This window comes from Paenibacillus sp. OK060, assembly GCF_900101205.1.
In the GTDB taxonomy this organism is placed as follows: Bacteria; Bacillota; Bacilli; order Paenibacillales; family Paenibacillaceae; genus Paenibacillus; species Paenibacillus marchantiae.
In genome coordinates, this window is record NZ_FNFR01000001.1 from 1,471,872 (window position 1) to 1,493,222 (window position 21,351).

Annotated in this window: 14 protein-coding genes; 3 read left to right on the plus strand and 11 right to left on the minus strand. The window is 43.6% G+C overall.

Annotated features, from left to right (window positions below):
- Nucleotides 1–34: 34 nt before the first annotated feature.
- The 4 genes from BLS14_RS06350 to BLS14_RS06365 form a co-directional block, all read right to left on the minus strand.
- Complete coding sequence (locus BLS14_RS06350; RefSeq protein ID WP_090950139.1) at nt 35–1,450, minus strand: MFS transporter; 1,416 nt, start codon at nt 1,448–1,450, stop codon at nt 35–37.
- A 221-nt stretch (nt 1,451–1,671) separates the two neighbouring features.
- Entirely contained in the window at nt 1,672–2,898 is a 1,227-nt protein-coding gene (locus BLS14_RS06355; protein ID WP_063563813.1) for a cytochrome P450 family protein, read from the minus strand.
- A 106-nt stretch (nt 2,899–3,004) separates the two neighbouring features.
- The gene (locus tag BLS14_RS06360) at nt 3,005–5,848 is read right to left on the minus strand and encodes an alpha-L-rhamnosidase (RefSeq protein ID WP_090950141.1); all 2,844 of its coding nucleotides are present in this window, start codon (nt 5,846–5,848) and stop codon (nt 3,005–3,007) included.
- Nucleotides 5,849–5,898: 50 nt separating this feature from the next.
- A complete protein-coding gene (locus BLS14_RS06365) occupies nt 5,899–7,542 on the minus strand; it encodes a type 2 periplasmic-binding domain-containing protein (protein WP_063563811.1) in 1,644 nt (547 codons plus the stop codon).
- 190 nt (nt 7,543–7,732) lie between these two features.
- Here BLS14_RS06365 and BLS14_RS06370 point away from each other — a divergent pair, with 190 nt between their 5' ends.
- Together BLS14_RS06370 and BLS14_RS06375 are read left to right on the plus strand one after the other, a co-directional pair.
- Entirely contained in the window at nt 7,733–9,412 is a 1,680-nt protein-coding gene (locus BLS14_RS06370; protein ID WP_176854369.1) for a sensor histidine kinase, read from the plus strand.
- A 176-nt stretch (nt 9,413–9,588) separates the two neighbouring features.
- Nucleotides 9,589–10,194: a TetR/AcrR family transcriptional regulator gene (locus tag BLS14_RS06375; protein WP_063563809.1), complete on the plus strand. Its 606-nt coding sequence runs from the start codon at nt 9,589–9,591 to the stop codon at nt 10,192–10,194.
- Here BLS14_RS06375 and BLS14_RS06380 read toward each other — a convergent pair.
- The 5 genes from BLS14_RS06380 to BLS14_RS06400 all read right to left on the minus strand — a co-directional run bounded on the left by BLS14_RS06380 (nt 10,179) and on the right by BLS14_RS06400 (nt 17,841).
- Nucleotides 10,179–11,054 carry a DegV family protein gene (locus BLS14_RS06380; protein ID WP_079697500.1) on the minus strand — a complete coding sequence of 292 codons (876 nt, stop codon included), beginning with the start codon at nt 11,052–11,054 and terminating at the stop codon, nt 10,179–10,181. The genes BLS14_RS06375 and BLS14_RS06380 overlap by 16 nt on opposite strands.
- A gap of 13 nt (nt 11,055–11,067) precedes the next feature.
- Nucleotides 11,068–13,308 carry an MMPL family transporter gene (locus BLS14_RS06385; protein ID WP_090950146.1) on the minus strand — a complete coding sequence of 747 codons (2,241 nt, stop codon included), beginning with the start codon at nt 13,306–13,308 and terminating at the stop codon, nt 11,068–11,070.
- Between the two features lie 203 nt (nt 13,309–13,511).
- Entirely contained in the window at nt 13,512–14,162 is a 651-nt protein-coding gene (locus BLS14_RS06390; RefSeq protein ID WP_090950150.1) for a response regulator, read from the minus strand.
- Nucleotides 14,152–15,381: a sensor histidine kinase gene (locus tag BLS14_RS06395; protein ID WP_090950153.1), complete on the minus strand. Its 1,230-nt coding sequence runs from the start codon at nt 15,379–15,381 to the stop codon at nt 14,152–14,154. The genes BLS14_RS06390 and BLS14_RS06395 overlap by 11 nt, the downstream gene beginning before the upstream one ends.
- Before the next feature lie 177 nt (nt 15,382–15,558).
- Nucleotides 15,559–17,841 carry a beta-glucosidase family protein gene (locus BLS14_RS06400; protein WP_090950156.1) on the minus strand — a complete coding sequence of 761 codons (2,283 nt, stop codon included), beginning with the start codon at nt 17,839–17,841 and terminating at the stop codon, nt 15,559–15,561.
- Nucleotides 17,842–18,127: 286 nt separating this feature from the next.
- Here BLS14_RS06400 and BLS14_RS06405 point away from each other — a divergent pair, with 286 nt between their 5' ends.
- Nucleotides 18,128–19,729 carry a response regulator gene (locus tag BLS14_RS06405; protein WP_063563803.1) on the plus strand — a complete coding sequence of 534 codons (1,602 nt, stop codon included), beginning with the start codon at nt 18,128–18,130 and terminating at the stop codon, nt 19,727–19,729.
- A 36-nt stretch (nt 19,730–19,765) separates the two neighbouring features.
- Here the strand turns inward: BLS14_RS06405 and BLS14_RS06410 are convergent, their stop codons facing one another.
- Both BLS14_RS06410 and BLS14_RS06415 read right to left on the minus strand, forming a co-directional pair.
- Nucleotides 19,766–20,083, minus strand: coding sequence for a hypothetical protein (locus BLS14_RS06410; RefSeq protein ID WP_072732975.1), 318 nt, complete (start codon nt 20,081–20,083; stop codon nt 19,766–19,768).
- Between the two features lie 450 nt (nt 20,084–20,533).
- Complete coding sequence (locus BLS14_RS06415; protein ID WP_072732976.1) at nt 20,534–20,770, minus strand: hypothetical protein; 237 nt, start codon at nt 20,768–20,770, stop codon at nt 20,534–20,536.
- Between the last annotated feature and the right edge of the window lie 581 nt (nt 20,771–21,351).

Here is a 21,351-nt window from a genome sequence, read left to right on the forward strand (position 1 = left end):
ATTTTCATTTATAGTATATTGAAGCGTTCTCAATTTAAATTTTAGCGGTTCTTCTTTCTTCGAGATCTTTAAGGACTTTAGGGAATTCTTTATCCAGTTTGTAGAAGAACAGACAGATTGCAATCACGACCATTACAACAATAGGTACATATATGTTTAAAGCAATAATAGCTTGTTTAGCTGCATCACCTTGCTCGCTCGCCTGCTCCACGTAACCACCTAAGGCTAGAAACCATCCAATCATGGCTGCTCCCAAAGCAGTACCCACCTTGTTGCCAAAGGCATTAACACTATTCGTTAACCCAACCATTCTTTTACGGAACTTCCATTCTCCATATTCAATCGTATCCGTGGTGAGTGCTCCTCCAACTGCCATGAGAGGAATCGTACCCAGGGTTTGGAATACCGAACACACAAGTCCTAGCATAATACTCTCGGGTGCAATCAATCTAGCCGTTGCTCCAATCAAACCAATGATAACACCACCAAGAGCTGTGTTACGTTTGCCAAACTTTTTGATAAAGGGTCCCGACAAGCTAAAACCGATCACGACCGGAATAAGACCTATCCCTCCCATAATGGCAACCAGATTCACATCTCCCCAGATGTACTTGGCGTAATAGGTTCCTGCAGCGACACCTAATGCGAACAAAATATGAGAAAAGGTACCAACAGTGAACATCAAAAGCCAGTATTTATTGGAGATCAACATTTTCAAACCTTGGACTAGTGAAATTTTCTCCTGAAAAACGCCAAGCTCGTCCAATTGTACATTGTTATATTTCTCTCTGTTGGAGAAAAAGGCGATGAGTATTCCTGCCGCGGCCATGAATGCGAAAATCCCGGCTAATATAGTCCATTCCCTTCTGCCACCACCCATAGCGTTGACAATAGGAAGAAAAGCAATCGCCACAACCATTCCTGCTAAATAACCGCTACTTGATCTGATAATACCCATTAAAGATCTTTCATAGGTGTTGCGTGTAGTCAGGGCCATCAAACTTGAGTAGGGTATGAATGTAGGTGTATACACCATAATGTAAAATACCAGATTTGTTATAATGGCATATACAATTTTACCAGTGACGCTGATATCCGGAACTGAAAATAACAGTAACAACGATACAAACATCGGAATGCTCATCCAGAGTAGCCACGGACGTGCTTGCCCATACTTGGATTTAGTCCGGTCTACGAGCACGCCCATGCCCACATCTGCAACTGCATCAAGTAGTTTGGTAACCAATAGAACAGTTCCTACAATTGCTGCCGATACACCTACAACATCCGTGTAATAATACGTAATTAGTCCCAGCAATCCGCTTGAAATGTTCAGCCCAAACATTCCCATGGAATCTCCGATCAGTCTTTTAGTCGGAATTTCACGTTGAGGTTGATGAGGTGTGTCTGTGTGAGATGTGATGTGTTGGTCATTTACTGCAACTCCCATAGCTTTTCCCCTCCGATATACTCTTGATGGATACGTAATGAATCCGCTTTCATACTTATATTGTAAGATCCATACAGGAATACGGATATAACGCGTTGTTAAGATGAAATAACGTAATCCAAATACAATATCGGAGGTGAGTACCTTATAAAAAAGAAGCCACGATAATTGTGGCTTCTCTTCATTCAATATGAATAAGTACGTTTATCATTTAATGTAAATCAGAACGAAACCGGGAAGTCTTTTAATCCGCGAATAATCATGCCTTGGCGCCATTCCAATGATTCCTCTGTTGTGTTCAGACGAATATCAGGCATTTTACGCAGTAACGCATGAATAGCAATCTCCCCTTCTAGTCTCGCTAAGGGTGCTCCAAGACAGAAATGTATGCCCTTTCCAAAGGCAATATGATTATTCACCTTACGTGTAATATCAAACGTATCCGGCTCGGGGAACTGCTGTGGATCACGATTTGCAGACGAAAACGAAACAAAGAGCATATCCCCTTGTCGAATATGTTTTCCGCCATACTCTACATCTTCAGTAGCCCAGCGTATGTTGCTCACTTCTGCCGGTCCGTTATACCGAAGGATCTCCTCCAGGGCTGGATGAATCAATTCAGGATCATTCAAGAGCAATTGCTTCTGCTCCGGGTTATCAAGCAACGCCAGCATACCGTTCCCGATCAGATTCACGGTTGTTTCATGGCCTGCAATGATTAGAACGAAGACAAGGGCATATAGTTCCTGCTCCGAAAGAACATCTCCCTCCTCCTCCACGCTGATGAGGTCGCTAATCAGGTCTTCCTGAAGATGTTGGCGTCTTTCTGTGATCAACACATGCAGATAGTCTACGAATGCCTTCATGACCTCATCGCTCTTCTCGTTCATATGTGGATTGTTGAATCCCTCCATGATGGTATTGGACCACTCCTGGAATTTGTCCTGATCCTCTAGAGGAACCCCCAACATTTCACATATAACCATGATCGGAAGGGGAAAAGCATAATCTTCGATCAGATCCAGTTCCCTTTTTCCACTCGCCAGTACCTTGTCAAGCAATTCATCGCTTATTTCTACAATTCTACCGCGCAGGCGCTCAATCATACGGGGTGTAAAAGCTTTCTGTATCAATCTCCGTAGACGGCGGTGATCCTCCGGATTCACACTAAGCAAATTACGAGAAATGATCTCTTGATGTGGCGGAGCTGCCCCCTCAACATTTCCCATGAACGGAGGATTCGTCACAAAGCGTTTATCCTGAAAAATCTCAACGGCGTCTTCGTAGCGAGTAATCATCCATGCAAAGTGACCACTGGGCAAAGGAAACCGATGCACTGGATCTTCGTTTCGCAGCTCCTTGTAGACCGGAAAGGGATTATTTATAAACGATTGATCAAGAAAATCAACTCCCGACTTCGAATGTCCCTTGTTGCCATTGGTAAACATTACAACGCCTCCCGAATATATGATAGTTTGTATATCAATACAATATCAATTCTATCATTACCGAATACGACTTTCAAATTTTGTAATCTTACGTACCCTGCTACACTCACTGGTCAAGCTGAACCATCGCCAACTTGCGATCAAGTTCATCCAACTGTTCTTCAGGTGCGCTGAAGGATGGATAACTGGCCAATTCACGTATACTCGCTTCTCCCATTGGTCCAATGGTTTCTGGATTCAACGTAGCAAAAACTGGTGAAAATCCGCTTAAAGCTTCGCGGCCTCCCTCATTACGAAGCAAGTCATTGAGTGGAGTGTGTGTGCTAAGAATTTTCTTGTATACTTTGGATGGAGCATAGCTTACTTCATACGTACCACTACTCACTTCAATTATGGTATTCTCTTCTTCCTGTGTGACAGGTAATCCGGAATCGGTAAGGATAACACCGTTCAGGGTCACATTCTCCATTTGAGCATGTGGTAGTTTTATCGTAGCTGTTGCATTGAACGGTATGGAGAAGCTGAAGAACAGATTCCCTTGCTCGTTGAATTTCCATTCGCTCTTATACCGTCCTGCTGCCGTATCTACATGAGCTTTAACCCATTGGATTCTGAAATCAGGTAGAGGTGCCAGTAAAGCATGACGGAATCCTGGATTATCCTCGACGGGATTGATTCCTGCCATATTCCGATACATCCATTCTGCAACCGCTCCATAAGCATAATGATTGAGCGAGTTCATGCCATCTCCGCTGATTTTCCCATCCGGAAGAATAGAGTTCCAGCGTTCCCAGATCGTTGTCGCCCCCATATTGACCGCATACAGCCAGCTTGGATAATCATCATTCAGCAGCAGTGTGTATGCAATGTCGTTGCTTCCATGCTCTGACAGAACCCGGTTCAGATAGGGTGTTCCGACAAAGCCTGTTTGCAAATGGTTCTGGTCTTTGCGCAGACGCATGCGGATGTCTTCCTCAATCCGCGGAGTGTGTTGTTCTGGCACCAGATTCATAAACAAGGCAACCGCATATGCCGTCTGCGTATCTACAGCGAGACGTCCATTGCTGGTAAAGAATTCATCCTTTATCGCTGCTCTAACCTCTAGTGCCAGTTGCGCATAGGTCTCCACGAGGTCTCCATGTCCCAGAACTTTGGCTGCCTTCGCTACAATATCTGCTGAATAAGCGTAATACGCTGAAGCCACAAAATGATTATCCGTTCCCCCCATTGGAGAATCGGGATTACCCCCATCCAGTGCAAGCCAGTCACCAAAATGGAAACCTACTGTCCATAACCGTTTGCCGCCTGATTCATCATCGGTACGTTTGATGAAGTCCACCCATGCCTTCATGCTGTCAAATTGTTGCTCAAGAATACCCTTATCTCCAGAGTGAACGTAACTGTTCCATGGAATAATGGTGGCTGCATCGCCCCAAGCACTAGACCCACCGCCTTGCACTCGGCCAACGGGGATCACCATGGGTACCATACCTTCCCGATCTTCCTGTTCCATCCATAGATCATAACCATACTTACTGAAGAAAGCATAGGTATCCATGTTGAAATTAGCAGTACCAGAGAAGACCTGTGCATCACCTGTCCAGCCCATTCGTTCATCCCGTTGCGGACAATCTGTAGGTGTATCCAGGAAATTTCCTTTTTGACCCCATAGTGCATTCTCATATAGACGGTTGATTCCTGAATGGCTTGTCTCCAAATATCCGATGCGGTCCATATCCGAGTAAACAACACATCCTGTAAAATCGTCCAAGTCCAACTTACCAATCCAACCCTCTACTTTGATATATCTGAAGCCGTAGAAGGTAAAGTAGGGTCGAATGATGGCTTCATTGCCATCTGATGTATACGTATATTCCGCCTTGGCCGATCTAAGATTCTCCCGATAGAAATTACCATCCTGAAGTACTTCGCCATATTGTAAATGAATGACTGATCCACGCGGTGCCTGAGTGCGAAATTGTAGCCAGCCGACCATGTTTTGTCCCATATCAATGACGGTCTCCCCAGCTGGGGTGGTGAGGACCTCGATCGGTTTTAATGTTTCCTTGATCACAACGGGGAGACTCTTTCTAGCCATCAGACGCTCGTAGCCTAGATTCGTTTCTTTGACTGGATATTCCTCAGAAACATCCAGAGTAGCATCATAAATTTCTCCATCATAGATGTTACTATCCAACACCGGGGAGCGGGTAGCTCGCCAGGACGTATCTGTTTTAAACACGACTTCGGTACCATCTGTATAGGTAATAATGATTTCGGAAATCAGTGCAAAATGGTCTCCATACAGCTCCCCTGTTGTATCGCCTTCAAAGCCAAAGCGACCTTTGTACCAACCGTTCCCGAGGCCTACATCAACCGTGTTTGTACCAAGCTGTAGCATATCTGTAATATCGTAGGTCTGATACTGCAACCATTTGTGATAGGCATTATAATGGGGAGCCAAATATTCATCTCCAACCTTGGCGCCATTAAGCGTCATCTCGTAAACACCCAGACCACATACGTAGGCACGGGCTTGTACCACTGAACCCGCAATTTCGAAACTTCTTTTCAAGACAGGATGGACTGAACTGTCCAGTTCAGGGGTGATCCACTGAGCTGTCCACGCCTCTTCCTGCTTTGCGGTTTCAAACCAAGCTGTCTCACTGATGGCATCTTCACCACGTTCGTTCCAAACCCGTACTCTCCAGTAATATCGGGTCCTTGGAGCTAACGTCAGAGACGGTATATATGCGAGTGAATCAATGTCCTCTTTTTTACCACTGTCAAAAACGATGTTAATGAAGGCTTCATCCAGCGCTATTTCTATTTGTGCAGCAATCTGTTTAGTTGCAGTAGTCTCCGTAACAACATAAGACAAGCTTGGATATTCTATTGCGAATCCTAACGGATTGGATACATGATTTGTTTTTAAATTTGTGATTTTCATGACTTTACCCTCCATTATCGTTGAATACGTTCTCACAACTTTGTTCTGCATTATTGAGATTGGATTGACCTGTACCACTCGTTCACTTCGTCCGTCATTTGTTTTCCGCCAGATTTGAGCCATTTCTTAACAAAATCATCAAAAGCCTCTATAGGCTGCTCGCCATAAATAATAGAATTAAAGGTATCCAACTCCATCTTTTGCAGATAGGTGTTCCTTGATCGCATTATTTTCGTCGCCGGTCCTTGAAACAGGTTTCGTTGGTCTATTTTTTCCTGAGTCGCCTCAACAACGTCTGCCTGTGTAACCGGCAACTCATCCGGGTTGTTCGGGTCTACCCCCATGCTGAAAAAGACGGCTCGATCATAAGCATTCAGTTGTTCACCCTTGCCTAGTTTTAAAATGGCGTCTTTAAATCGTGAGGGGTAGCTTGCATATTGGCTAAACAATGTATATTTGGAGGTATTTACTTTTCCTCCTGGAATTGTACTGCTCTCACTGTTAATAGATCCATCCTGTTTCAGAACATAGTCATACCCGTTTTGATAGGCGCTAAGAAAGAACGGATCATCGGTTACAGTTGCTTCATATAAATAGTTCTGGTATTTAAAAAATGCCTGTAACGCTTCTTCAGAAATGTCTTTGCTAATAAGGAGAGCAGCACTGTAAGAATTGCCCGCCAGTCTCCCTGCTGTTCCATCAGGACCCGTTGGTATCGGATTAGGAATAAATTCTGCTTGAGAATCTCTAGCTATGAGCTGCTTCACCGGATAGTCAGCAAACCATCGTGGTCCTGCAACAATTCCGACCTTGCCGGCAATTACGTTTTCGTTAACTTGACTGAAATCTTGTAATGCAACGTTGTTTCCCATATATCCTTTGCTTTGCCATGATCTCAGTCTCAACAGTGCTTTTTTGATCTCCGGTTGAATGCTGCCGTACATCAACTGTCCCTTTCCATCTTCACCCCATATTTCAGGAAGGGCTCCATAAGCCCCGAATACCCATGAGATATCTCCTGTTGGGGAAGCCAGATACTGATCCTTGATGGCAAAATCAATGCCGTAGGTATCTTTTAACCCATTCCCATCCGGATCATCATAAGTAAAGGCTTTCATGATTTGTTCGAGTTCATCCAGATTACGCGGGGCTTCAAGTCCCAGTTTATCCAGCCAATCTTTACGGATCCATAGTACAGCTTGTGAAGCTTGTTCAGTAATAATGGGGATCGCCATTCTTTTACCATTTTCAATGAACGGTTGCCAGGCTTCAGGAACTTCTGCCATAGCCGCTTTCCAGGTGGGAGAGGCGTATTGATCAAAGGCTTCTCCCGCATCCAATACCTTTCCTGAAGTCAGGAACTGATTCGTCGTATCCATGACTTTAGATGAAAATACATCAGGAAGTGGGTCATCGGAAGACAAAATTAATCTAAGCTTCATATCGTAATCCTCCACCGGAGCACTCCATTGTGTGCGAATATCCACCCCCAATGTCTTCTTGGCCCAACGTATATGTACGTTATCGGACGCCGTTTCGCTGTTTTTGTATACGGTGGTTGGTTCATCCATCTTCACGGTGGTTAGGACGACTTCATGTTTAACAGATTCCTGTTGAGGAGTTGTTTCATCACATGCCGTCAATAGAGCCAAACAAAGGACGGACAGAAGCAGGGATTTTTTCCTCCAGCTCATATTCAAAATTCTCCTTCATCTATTTCATCTTAATCATATCGTGACAACTATGGGATCGAAATAACGCTATTTCAACATTCCATAATTCAATCTTAACTTACGCTTCTATTACTCTTTGTTTCACTTGTGTTTCTCCTTTGGTCGCCCTACAATGAGATATATTTACATCATTGGCAGGGGGAATAGCGGTGTGAAGCAGAAGTACAGAACATTCCTGAACATGGTGGCAATTACTTTGATTATGCTTGCAGCAGTATTAATCATGTACACCTTCTCTGTCCAGTCCAGCTTGGATACAGTCAAAAAAGATATTGAGGCCATCAACCTTAATCGGGTTCAATTTGTAGTAAATACACTCGACCAGAACATAGATCGGTTAAATATGCTTGCCATTACACTGGAAACGGATAATACAATTGCTCTCCTTCAATCGATCGACGTCATGAGTGCATTTGAGCAAGTTCAGCTCATTCAGAATGTTGAGGCCAGAGTGAAACTTCAAAGTCTTTCGGAAGGATGGAGTAACAAAATATCCATCTACTCCATCCTCCTCAATCAATGGATTGTATCTTCGGAAAATCAGATGCAGTCTCCTGAGAATGATTCACCACAGTCAGGGTGGAAAATCGATCCTGTTTCAGGGGCATTTTATAAATACAAGACGAATTCCGAGCTAATTATGCGAATGGAGTTCCCTCGGGGCAATCTGGAGGAACTTGTAGAAAACTCACATCAGGGAGAGAATGAGGCCGTATTCTATCATCCGAATCAGGGATCCATTACTCGCAAAAACGCAAATCCCTTGACCTCCCTTATTTTAGACCAAGTCGTCACTAATCTTAAGCCTGCTTCCGGTACCGAGACAGTCTCCGTTAACGGTTCTGACTATATCGTCAACTATGTTTATTCGCAACAACTTGAATGGTATCTTATTGACTTTATGCCTCTGGATAAGGTGTTGCAACCCATTAAAACCAGCCAAATCTGGTTCTACTCCGCCTGTGTAATGCTATTTATGGCAGGGTTGACAATTATCATTGTTCTCTTTCGGAAAGTTCAGATTCCTATACTGGTTCTTCTGAAGGGAGTTCGACTGCTGAAGCATGCTGAATTCTCTTATCGGATTAAGAGGCAGAGCGGCAATGAATTTGATTATTTGTATGGACAGTTCAATGACATGGCCGAACAGATCGAAGACTTGATCGAGAAAGTATATAAAGAAAAAATCATAGCACGAGAAGCTGTGCTCAAGCAGTTGCAGGCTCAAATCAATCCGCATTTCCTTTATAATTGCCTGTTTTTCATCAATAACATGACGCGACTTGGCAACGAGGAAGCCGTTACGGCCATGACCCAGAATCTTGCGGAGTATTTCAGATATACGACCCGCCTGAATGAACCAATGACCCGTTTGGAAAAAGAACTGGGTATCGTCCGGAATTATCTTGAAATTCAATGTCTGCGTATGGAACGACTCTCCTATCATATCGAACTGCCCGATGATCTCAGTTCTATTCCAATTCCAAAGCTGCTTGTCCAGCCTCTGGTGGAAAACAGTATTATCCACGGAATTGAAATGAAGCGTGATTCAGGTTATATACAGGTTAAGGTAGAACGGACCGAACGAGGTATCCTTCTTACTGTTGAAGATGATGGAACAGGGATGACACTTGACGAGATCAACTCCCTTATGGTTAGACTCGCCGAACCTCCTGTAGATACCATAGGTTGTGCCCTGTGGAACATCACTGAACGTCTGCGTATTCATGATCCTGTTCATTCAGGTATCCAACTGGATCAAAGTCCACTCGGCGGAATGCGGGTGAGAATTCACTGGTCCCTTCCCACAAATGATCGAGAACTTGAATAATAAAGTCTATACAAAATGCCTCATACATCACTTGAATTTTGATGTATGAGGCATTATTGATTTTTAATTGACAGAAAAGTGTCATGTTTGTTAGCATAGTCTGAGTTAAATCGAACAAGGAGGTTTTTCCAATAGAACCCCGGCAAAGGCTTGAAAACGAGCGCAGCGATCTAAAATTGAAGCGGCGCACAAGTATTATTGAAGCAGCTCAAATCGTTTTTTTTAATAAAGGTTTCGAACAAGCAACGATGCAGGAGATCGCCGCTGAGGCGAGCTTGGGCGTCGCTACCATATTCCGTTATTTCCCCAAAAAAGAACAGTTAATTGTTGCGGTCGCTTCCGAAATTGTTCAATCCGAGATTGAAGTGTTCGAGGGCATTCTACACGATCAAGGAACCTGTTATGACAAGCTGGAAAGAATCTTTGATACACTTATTTTCTTCCAACAGGCGGAACATCAACGGAACTCGAAATTAATTGAGGCATTCGAATGTTACGTCTCCATGTCGAAGCTTCCTCTGGACGATATGGAAATCTATCAGGCCAATTATAATAAACTGATTACCCTGTTTACCGAGCTTGCGGAACTTGGTGAACAGGACGGGTCCTTGCGGACGGATGGCAATACTCGTGAAACCATTAATACCATGATTAATGTGTTTGGAAACTTTTCCAAAAAGATGGCGATGTTGAACGGTATTGATGCATTCCAGACCCAAGTAAATGAAGTGCAGCAGTTCAATATCCTAAAAAAACTGTTCCTTGATCATTTGAGAGCCTGAACAAGAGGCTCCGACTTCAGGATAAAACTGATTGCCAGACTATGAGGACCACTGTGAGAGCATATGGAGCAGCCGCCTTCGATGATGTGTACATTGCGAACAGAGGTCTCTTCTAGAATCATGTTGCGTATCCACTCCGCAGTTTCCTCTTCCAGTGTCTGGGCAATAATAATCTGGTCGTGATCAATGCGATGGATATGGCTCAAAATATCCTGTAAAAGTTTCTTAACAATTCTCTCCTTGCTTCCCCTGTATTTCACTCCGGAAAGCACCTTTCCATGTCTAACATATAAAATGGGACGAATTCGAAGCATACTTCCTAGCATATGTTGAATGCTGCTAACCCTGCCTCCCTTGTGAAGATAATCGAGATTATCAACGAGCACATTTAACTGGATTTCATGCCGCGCTGTCTCAAGCCATTCGGCGATCGCAAGGGCACTTTTTCCTTCTGAAGCCATTTCCGCTGCTAAAAGTACATTCATGGCTGTCCCGGCGGATACATTCAGTGAATCTACAACCGTTACCCGTCCTGCGGGGAACTCTCTTGCCGCCACCATGGCGTTCTGATACGTCGATGATAGATGAGAGGACATACTGATAAACAGTATATCCTCTCCGTTCTCGATGACCGGACGGAACACTTGAATGAAATCTGCAGGCGGAGGTGCAGCTGTCTTCGGCAATTGGTCGTATATCTCAACCAAATTGTACATGTCTTTTGCATTGATTTCTTTTCGATCAACATAGGACGTGTCCTGAAAAACAATATATAAAGGTACAATTCCGATATTATATTGGTCCATCCAATCCTGTGGGACATCCGAGATACTATCTGCAAAAATGCGTACTTTCGACATGCTACGCCTCCCCCTAACCTGATTTCTCTTTACTCATCAAAGTTGAACTTTCCGATTCTTCATCTTTTTTCGATGAAATGGAGGTATCGATAGAATGAGTATCCTTCATCACGGATTCTCCCTCCACATCAATATTAGGAAGAATTCGATCCAGCCACTTCGGCAAATACCAGGCGCTTCGCCCTAACAGGGTCATCACCGCCGGGACAAGCGTCATCCGAACGATGAATGCATCTACCAAAATACCAAAGGCAAGTGCGAGTCCCATGGATTTGATCATGGCATCTCCGGCAAAGATAAAGCTCGCAAAGACGGCGATCATAATCAAACCTGCGGCACTTACAACAGGACCACTGTGAGTAATACCACTTCGTATTGATTTCACTGCATCTCCCGTATGGTTATAATCCTCTCTCATGCGGCTTACCAAAAATACTTCGTAGTCCATAGCAAGTCCGAAGAGAATACCTGTAACCAGAATTGGCAGGAAGCTCAGTACCGGCCCTGGTTCGGGAATGCCAAAGAAATTTGCCAGATAGCCATCTTGAATGACCAAAACGATGACGCCCAGGGTTGATCCAAGGGTGAACAGGAATCCAAGTACGGCTTTGATTGGAACCAAAATGGATCGGAAAACCAGCATGAGCAACACGAAGGCGAGACCCACAATCAGTATTGCAAATTTCGGCAATGCTTCATCGAGTTTCTCGGAGATATCAATATTGACTGCCGTTCCCCCGGTAACCATAATTTCGACGTTATTATCTTTCATCACCTGTTCCGCTTCTTCACGAATAGATTGAACCAATTCAGTCGTTTTGATATCATGAGGACCCGTCTCGGGTAAGACCGTAATGATTGCGGCCTTCCCGGAAGGACTCGGAATTAAAGGATAGACACTTGCCACATCAGGCAGATTTTTGATATATGAAGTTGCTTTGGCAATATCCGCTTGTGGATCTTCCGTTTTTGCTGTTCTAGCAACTACAACCAGTTGACCATTAAATCCTTCTCCAAAGCCTTCTGCAAGCAGGTCATACCCTCTACGCTCGGTTGTCTCCGTGGATTTTAATCCGCTATCCGGTAAGCCGAGTTGCATATGCAGGAACGGAATAGTACAAACCGTCAATAAAACGATACACAGAATGGCAGTGAGCCAAGGTTTGCGCGTTACAATCTTGCCCCAACGATTCTCTGTTCCCTCTGCTTTTTTGGGACCAGACCATTTCCGCAGCCATTTGTTCTCCCGTGCCGGACTAATTCGATCTCCTGCAACTGCCAATACGGCAGGAACAAAAATGACAGCAATTAATACTGCTACGAATACACTTACAGCTGCAGCCAATCCCATCATGGTTATAAATGGAATCTGTACGACTGACAGACCAACCAGGGCGATAATAACGGTTATTCCTGCAAAGACAACGGAGCTACCTGCTGTTGCATTGGCTTGAGCAATCGCTGTATTTCGCTCAAATCCTGCTGCCAGTTGTTGACGATACCTGGACATGATGAACAGAGCATAGTCGATCCCTACAGCCAAGGCCAGCATAACAGCCAGTGTAATGGAGAATGAAGCCATAGAAACTACATTTGAGCCAATGACGATAATCATCATTCCTATACCGAGTCCTACAACTGCGGTTAGGATCGGTAATCCTGCTGCGAGAAACGATGTGAATGTGAAAGCCAGGATCATGAACGCAATCAGAACCCCGATGACTTCAGAAGTACCTCCTATCTCAAGCTCAGAAAAAGCTACACTCCCTGCAAGTTCCGTTTGAATTCCACGATCCTGCAGTCTCTCTACAACACCAAGAACATGTTCTTTGGAATTCTCTGTTACTTCATTGGCTGGCTGACTGTATGTAACATCAGCATAACCAATCTTCTTGTCTGCACTTAACGTACCGGCGTCATACGGACTGACGATAGATGTTACCGATGAATCCGATTGAACCACTTTTAATGCTTCTGTAATCCATTTTTTGTTCGATTCCGATTCCAGTGTTGCCTTTTCAGACTTGAACACTAACCTGATCTGTCCACCATCACCGGAGGATGGAAATTCTTCATTCAATATGATTCCAGCCTGTTCCGATTTGGTTCCCGGAATGGTCATCTCTCCTGTAAAGGACGTTCCCAAGCCAAGACCCAAGGCGGCCACAAGCAGTAAAAGCATCAAACCTCCTGCGATTACCATTTTCCTTTTTCTTACCGACCACTCACCGAGTCGAAATAATAATTTTGCCATACTCTTTTGACGTCTCCCTTCTTTGCTACAAATCTGGGCTATCTTGATGTTGGACAACCTCGTGAATTCATCATATCTAAAACTGAACAAGAAAAAACGTACATAAGGGCATGCCCTTGATGTACGTTTGGGAAGCACCAATGGGCGCTTTTAGTATTCGCTGACCATTGATATGGAAAATAATATATCAATTTAAAATGTATTTACAAATGTAAGATGCCCTTTTCCACGGATACAGCGACAGCTTCCGAACGTGAATCTACGCCCAGTTTGTTATAGATATTGGTCAACTGTGCCTTAACGGTTCGTTCCGCCATACCCATATCAAAAGCAATGTCTTTGCTGCGAAGGCCCCGGGCCACTGCCTGAAGAATGATTAATTCCTTCTCAGTCAACGATAGTGCGTTTTTCGGTTTCTCTTCTACCGCGGACTTGTGCCGATATGCAAATACTCTGGCAGTTATTTCAGGCTGCAGCAGTGTCTCCCCACGTAGAGCAGACTCGAGTGTGCGGAACAAATTCTCTCTGCTTGTATCCTTAAGTAAGTAACCTTTCGCTCCCAGTCCCAGCCCATTAATCATAAGCTCGTCTTCATTGTATGTGGTCAAAATAATAACAGGAATCTGAATCTGTTTTTCGTTCATGATTTTCAATGTATCCAGTCCACTCAGCCCCCCGGGCATATTCAGATCCATCAGAATGACGTCTGGCTTCAGTGCCTCCATCTGTTCTAAGGCTGCGTTTCCTTCCTCGGCTTCTCCGACAACATCGTAGTTGTCATCGGTTCCCAGAATCAATTTCATCCCTTCACGTACCACCCAATGATCATCTACAATCAGAACTTTATGCTTCATTATTTTTCCTCCCATACAATACAGGTACAGATAGCTCTATTGTAGTACCTTCATTGTTGCTCTCAATATGAATTTGCCCGCCTATAAGCCTAGCTCGTTCATGTATGCCGATCAGACCGTAATGTCCTGTCTCTTTACCGATTTTGCCAATGTTAAAACCTCTTCCATTATCCTTAATAACCATGTGAAATTGTTGCTGATTGTCCCCAATATTTATGGATACATCGCTCGCCTGCGCATGACGTGCCACGTTGGTCAGTGTTTCACTCAACATATGCAATACATGCTCCATTTTGGCGCCGGATAGAACAGATTTTATTGTAGCTTCCAACTTGACATTAACTCCTGTCGCTAGTCTGAAGCGTTGCAGTTGATCATGAATCGCCTCGTTAAAGTTAACAGCAGGTGTAGCTCTAGTTCTTAGATCGTCAATCGCTTTTCTCGCATCGCCCAGTGTCTGTCTAGCCTGTCCCATGGATGACAAAACAATCTCATGAGCTCGGTCGATGTTCCCTCGGCTAAGATATGCGTCTATCGCTTCCAGTTGCATAATCAGTCCGGCTTGCCCCTGAGCCAACGTATCATGCAGATCCCTTGCCATTCGTTGACGCTCGTTGGCCAGCGTCAGCTCTTCCACCTTCTGGTGGGTCAGTTCCAGATCACGCAGAAATGTCTGCGTACGAACCCTTGCATTAACCTGCCGATAGTAGAGGAGCGCATAAGCCATAACAACGACAATCATAAGCATAAGTAATGGAATAAACAATGCAAGATCCTGTACCTCCTTGACCCACAAGGTAATCAGGCAAAAGAAAAGATACAGCACAAAAGCTACAAAAACCACCTTTTTGGTTTCAAAAAAAATGGCCACGCTTTGTCCTATTAATACTGGAATCAAGCCAATAAGTATGACGGGAAGCCCATCGGGCATTATGAATGAGCTCCCAAATATAAGGCCACCCTGGATAAACAGATATAGTGCTTTGGAACGGTTGATAATATCGCTCACACGCCAGTACAGATACATGTGAATGACCATAATCATTATAAAAAACAAGGTGGGCACCAGGAGGGGAACAGACATAGTTTGTAACGCGACAGTGACGATGGTCACCAGTACGGTCCATATGATAATGGGAAGACGGGAGGACGTAATCTTGTCATAATCCTCATCCATACTTGATTGAAGGAAGCCGGGGTGGTTGGACATATTTTTCATGGAATCACCTCTCATCCAGTCATTATATTACGGATTGTCTATGGGTTATATGTACTTTAGTGCATGCCCTTTCGTACATCATTAACTTGCTATGTAATAATAGTATAAGAAAATCGCCCATAAGTCATTCTTATGGACGATTCCACTTTGTCTACTGCTTTTTAGTTCATCTACTCTTTACTGGCGCACGGCTGCATTCAAGCCTGCAAGAAGCTGTGAGAGTAACTCTTCTGTAAGTGCTCCCCCCGTAAAAGGAATAAGAGCTCGCAGTGGCATATAACGCATGGATGCTTGAATCATCTCTGAAGAGACTGCATCTGAGTGGGCATTTTCAGCACCTTGTGGAGCAAATCCCTGCAATTGTCCCAGTACAGCCATGGTTTTCGGATTAGAGAGTAATTCTCCCAGGGCTGTGTTACGGTCGTAGACTGGAATGATTTCAGGTGAAGTCGATTCTACATGAACGGTCTTTTGCAGGATGATTTGACGAGATGAAGAACCGATCAGGAGATCATACTCACCACTCTCAACATGCCAATCCTTCAAGTCAATATTGTAATACGCAAAGCTTCGTTTATCTAAAGTAAAAGTAACAGTCTTCTCTTCATCCGGCTCAAGAGAAACCTTGGCGAAACCTTTCAGTTCTTTTTCAGGACGGCTAACGGTTGTCTGCCGATCATGAACATATAGTTGTACCACTTCTTGACCATACCGTTGCCCTATGTTTTTCACGTTAACCGTAACAGTGATTATATCTGTATCCTTGAATTCCGTTTGGCTTGCGTTCAGCTGTGAATACTCAAATTGAGTATAGCTCAAACCATAACCGAAGGGGAATAAAGGTTCAATATCTTTGCCGTCATAATAGCGATAACCCACATAAATGCCTTCTCTATATTCGACCCGATCCCCATCACCAGGGAAGAACAGCGAAGATGGATTATGCTTTAAGGATTGCGGGAAAGTCTCTGCGAGCTTCCCACTGGGATTAACTTCTCCGAATAACAGATCAGCGATTGCTCCTCCTGCAGCCTGTCCACCCAGGTACGCTTCAAGTACAGCTTTTGCATTGTTAAGCCAAGGCATAACAATCGGTGAGCCATTGCTGAGCACAACCACCACGTTAGGCTGGACAGCAGCAACGGCTGTTATAAGTTCCTGCTGGTTCACCGGAATATCCAGATGTTCTCGATCATATCCCTCAGACTCATAGCGGTCTGGCAGACCAATGAACAACACGGCGACATCAGCTGCTCTTGCGGATTCAACTGCTTCGGCTACCAAAGTCGGAGCACTCTCATCAGAGTTGAGGTTGTAACCCGACTTATATGTTATTGTTGCGTCAGATCCAGCTAGCTGGACCATCTGTTCAAAGGCACTATCCAGCTTGGTTGGTTTGATATGGGAACTGCCCCCGCCTTGATATCTAACTTTGTCCGCTAACTCTCCGATGACAGCAATGTTGCCTTGTTTTTTTAGCGGGAGAATTTGATGTTCATTTTTTAATAAAACCATCGTTTCACTTGCTGCTTTTCTGGCAATCTGATGATGTTGTTCCTGGTCGTAAGTGGTATCGGGACGGCTGTTATCAACCGTTTTGAAAATGACACCTAAAAGTCTCTCCACGGCACGGTCCAATTGCTCTTCAGTCAGCTCCCCGCGGTTTACCGCTTCTACAATCTGTTTTGGTCCTTCTCCGTTGGATGATGGCATCTCAAGCCCCAGACCTGCTGCAATACTTGGTGCAATTTCACTCACCGCAGACCAATCCGTGACAACAAAACCTTCATGACCCCATTCTTCCTTCAGGATAGTAGTGAGTAAGTACTCATGCTGGGAAGCATACGTTCCATTGACCTTATTATATGAAGACATAACCGTCCATGGCTGTGATTGTTTGACTGCTTTCTCGAATCCGGTCAAATAGATTTCTCTTAATGTCCGTTCATCCAAAATGGCATCTGTCGTCATGCGGCGATGCTCCTGGTTGTTTACCGCAAAGTGCTTCAGAGACGTTCCGACTCCCTGACTCTGAACACCTGTGATATGAGCAGCGGCCAGTTCTCCAGTCAGATAGGGGTCTTCGGAGAAATATTCGAAGTTGCGTCCGCAAAGTGGGGAACGCTTGATATTTGCCCCTGGGCCGAGCAGAATGGCTACATTTTCTGCCTGTGCTTCTTTTCCGATCGTCGCTCCTACAAGTTGAACAAGGTCACGATTCCATGAACTGGCCAGGCCAACGGCTGAAGGAAAACAGGTTGAAGGAACACTCTCGTTCAAACCCAGATGATCTGACTCGCCTGCTTGCTTACGCAATCCATGAGGACCATCTGTCATCATGATCGAAGGAATTCCTAACCTTTCTACAGCTTGTGTAGTCCAGAACGTACTTCCTGAGCATAGCTCGGCTTTTTCAGTCAAGGTTAATTGCTTTACCAGTTGTTTGATGTCACGATTCATCTTCTATACACTCCTTCATCTCCCGGCAGGTCTCCTCATGAACAGCAGATCCTTGTATGTCCCACCGCGCGTTTAAGCTTTCATGTCTATACTACGGGAAAGAAAAAATGATTGAAATATCTCTTTCTTAATGTTGCATAACGCAATCTGAATGATAAGGATATCTAAAGATGAGTATCGTTATCTTAAGATCGGAGGTGATTGGAGTGCTCATCCATTGAAATGAGTCCACCTCCACTCTACAATAAGTGGTACAGTCAACTTTGTTGTGAGAGGGGGAAAAACTATGTACGATTTATTAATTGTGGATGACGAGAAATCAGTAGTTGATAGCCTGGCATTGACCATCCCCTGGGAAGAACACAGCATCCAGGAAGTACACAGAGCATATTCTGCCGCTGAAGCTTTGGACATTGCGTCCAAACACGCGATTGATATTATGATTACGGATATTCGTATGCCTGAGATGGATGGTCTTGAACTGATTTTGGAGATTAGAAAGTTTTCTCATAAAATACGTTGTATTATTTTATCGGGTCACGATGAATTTGAATATGCCCAAAAAGCAGTCCAGTATCAGGCAACGAACTATCTTCTCAAGCCGATTGATACCGATGAATTGATTCATTCCGTAACGGCTGCGATACAAGATATCGAGCACGAATGGGAAGAAATCAGCTCTTTTCAACAAATACAGCATGCCCTTCACGCCAATTCGCCATTGCTTCGGAACCAGCTTCTCAATGATCTTCTTCAGAACAAAGCCATGAGCGATCACATTCTTGCAGAGCGGCTGGGTATGCTGAATCTCCCGTTTAGATCGGCCGATCCGTTCAAGATGATGGTCATTCGAATGGAGGAAGAATTCTCCGGCTATGATCTCCGATCTTTATCGCTGTTAGAGTACGCCGTCTCCAATATAACGGAAGAGGTATTTCAGAATCCCTTTAAATTATGGCACTGCATTACGGATCAGGGTTACCTTGTGTTCCTAATAAAAAATAATGACCGTAACGTACTCGACTCGGTAGATTCCTATGCGATCAGACTGCAAAATAATGTACAAAAGTTCCTGAAGGGTGCAGTATCGATATGTTTGAGTAAAGAGCATGCCTTTCCTGAATCTGTATCAGAGCTGTACATGGCTTCCGTGTCTGCCATCAACCGCAATGTTGGCGAAAACAAAAGTTATTTCATTACTTTAGACAAAAAAGACACCGAATCTCATGAACAACAAAATTTGATTAATCTGCACGAGCCCCCTTTGTTGCCCAATCTGCTGGAATCGGGGAACTGGGACGAGGCGGTCAGCAAAATTGCCAGAATATTATTTTTGAATGATGCCAGAAGAGAGCTTTCGCATGATCAATTATTTATGGTTCTGCTCTATCTGTCTTCTACGTTTTCCATATCCTTTAAGTCACAGGAAGCAACGGTTGAGGAGCTTCTTGGCGAAGAGTTTGATGTTCTAATCAGAAAGAAAAGCCAATTATCCAGCCAACGAATATATATATGGGCAGAGAAAATGATTGATCTGCGTCGGAAAAAGACCTCTCATCAATTGAAGAATGCCCATGAGCAAATTACTTCAAATGTCAGGACGTATATTCAGGAGCACCTTGCTGAGGGCATCTCACTGCAGATGATCGCAGAACATGTTGGTCTTCATCCAGTGTATCTTTCCAAGGTATATAAAACAGTTACCGGAGAAACCATAGGAGATTATTTGTATCATTTACGTATGAAGCGCGCTTCATATTTCCTGTTAAACACCGACTTGAAAATTGCAGATGTCAGCAAGGAGCTCGGATTTTTGGCTCCTCCGCATTTCATTAAAATCTTTAAAAAGCACTATGGTTGTACTCCACAGGAATTCCGCACCAGATAAACGTAATGACAGAATACAAATCAGTATAACGCTACCCTAAATACCTGAAAGGCCAGCCATAAGGCCGGCCTCAGAACGACAAATGGATGAATGCCCCTTTTGTTTATTACTCTCCATGAATTCCTTGTTAATCCATAACGATCTCATGAAATTTCTCGCCTGAACAAGGGAATTTCGATCATGCGAACAATCTCCTTTCGATAAGCTTTTCCGGCCTTTGCTAAACAACAGCTTCATGGCTAATAAGGTTTCATTATTCCCCATTGGGCTAAACATCCCTGCTTCGGTTGAGCTTAATGATAGCGCAATAACATTAAGCAAAGGCACAACACAGACAAGCGCCAGCAGAACCATCAGAACGATGCTTCAACCCGCAATAGGACTTGTCCTTCCTGTGGTACTGGAATAGGAATTACCACCAATTGCATAGGTTCCCCTTTTGCAAATACCTGTAAGGCTTTCATTGTGTTCATCTATGTTCCTCCTTAATTGTCTGTAATACTGCAACGGTCTGTTACAGTATCGCAAATAATACAAATAAGGACTTGCTTATTTCTACGAAAAAATTGCACGATCCTTTCACATAAGTAACTAAACTAACCTGCCCGTTAGTTTAATGGATTGACGGGCAAAATAACGATATTTTACATACCTAATCGGTATGGGAACATGTTCTTGTCCATTTCGGCAATCGGTACAAGTTCTTGTCCTTGCTTCGGGACAAAAACTTGTACCGATAAAACAAAAAAAGGCGCTGAAAAAATAGCGATTCTCAACGGAATATGTTATTTCCCTAGAGAATTATCAAAATATACTAGTCACGATAATATGGTTCCATAACTCCTTTATTGTTTTGCCCTCAATTTTGGATTTTGATATTAACTGTTCTACAGAGTCATATCTAAGTTTAAATTCTTCATTTTGTTTAACGCAATACCATCCATCTTCATTATAACTGATTAAAAAGTGGAAATCGTTTAAGTCAAACTCGACTTCATGTCCAAGATTTAAATCCTCAATAAACTCTTCATAACTGTACATTCACTGTCTCTCCTTTCATTATCTCCAAGGACTTCTAGGTTTCTGTTTATTCCAATCGCAATTCTTGAAATTAAGTACTTTATCTCTAGCGTGACATTTTTATTATGTATTTTGATACTAAGAAAATCTACATGTGTCTAATACTTAGATATGCATCTAATCGTTAATCGGACTTTGTTCTTGTCCATTCCGGCAATCGGTACAAGTTCATGTCCTTGGCTCGGGACAAGAACTTGTACCGATAAACTAAAAAAGCCGCTAAATTAGCGACTTCAATGGGAATATGTTCTTGTCCCTCGACATGGTTCGTTCGTTGCGATCAATCCTAGAATAAAGCTGACTTAAATGAGTGTTCTCCTTCTTTTGATGAATAAAAAAAGAGAAACTAAGTATACAGGTTCCGCATACCTAGTTTCTCTTAAATTTTATTCAGTGTCTTGCAGTCGCAGTCCCCTTCACCGACAAGGTGAGGGGCTTTTTTCTTTAGCCAGATACAAAGGGATAATCTGCCCTACTTGAGTCTTGGTTAGATTCATACGATTTTTATGGTCTTAATAAGATTTTCCCCGTGCTTTTGCGGC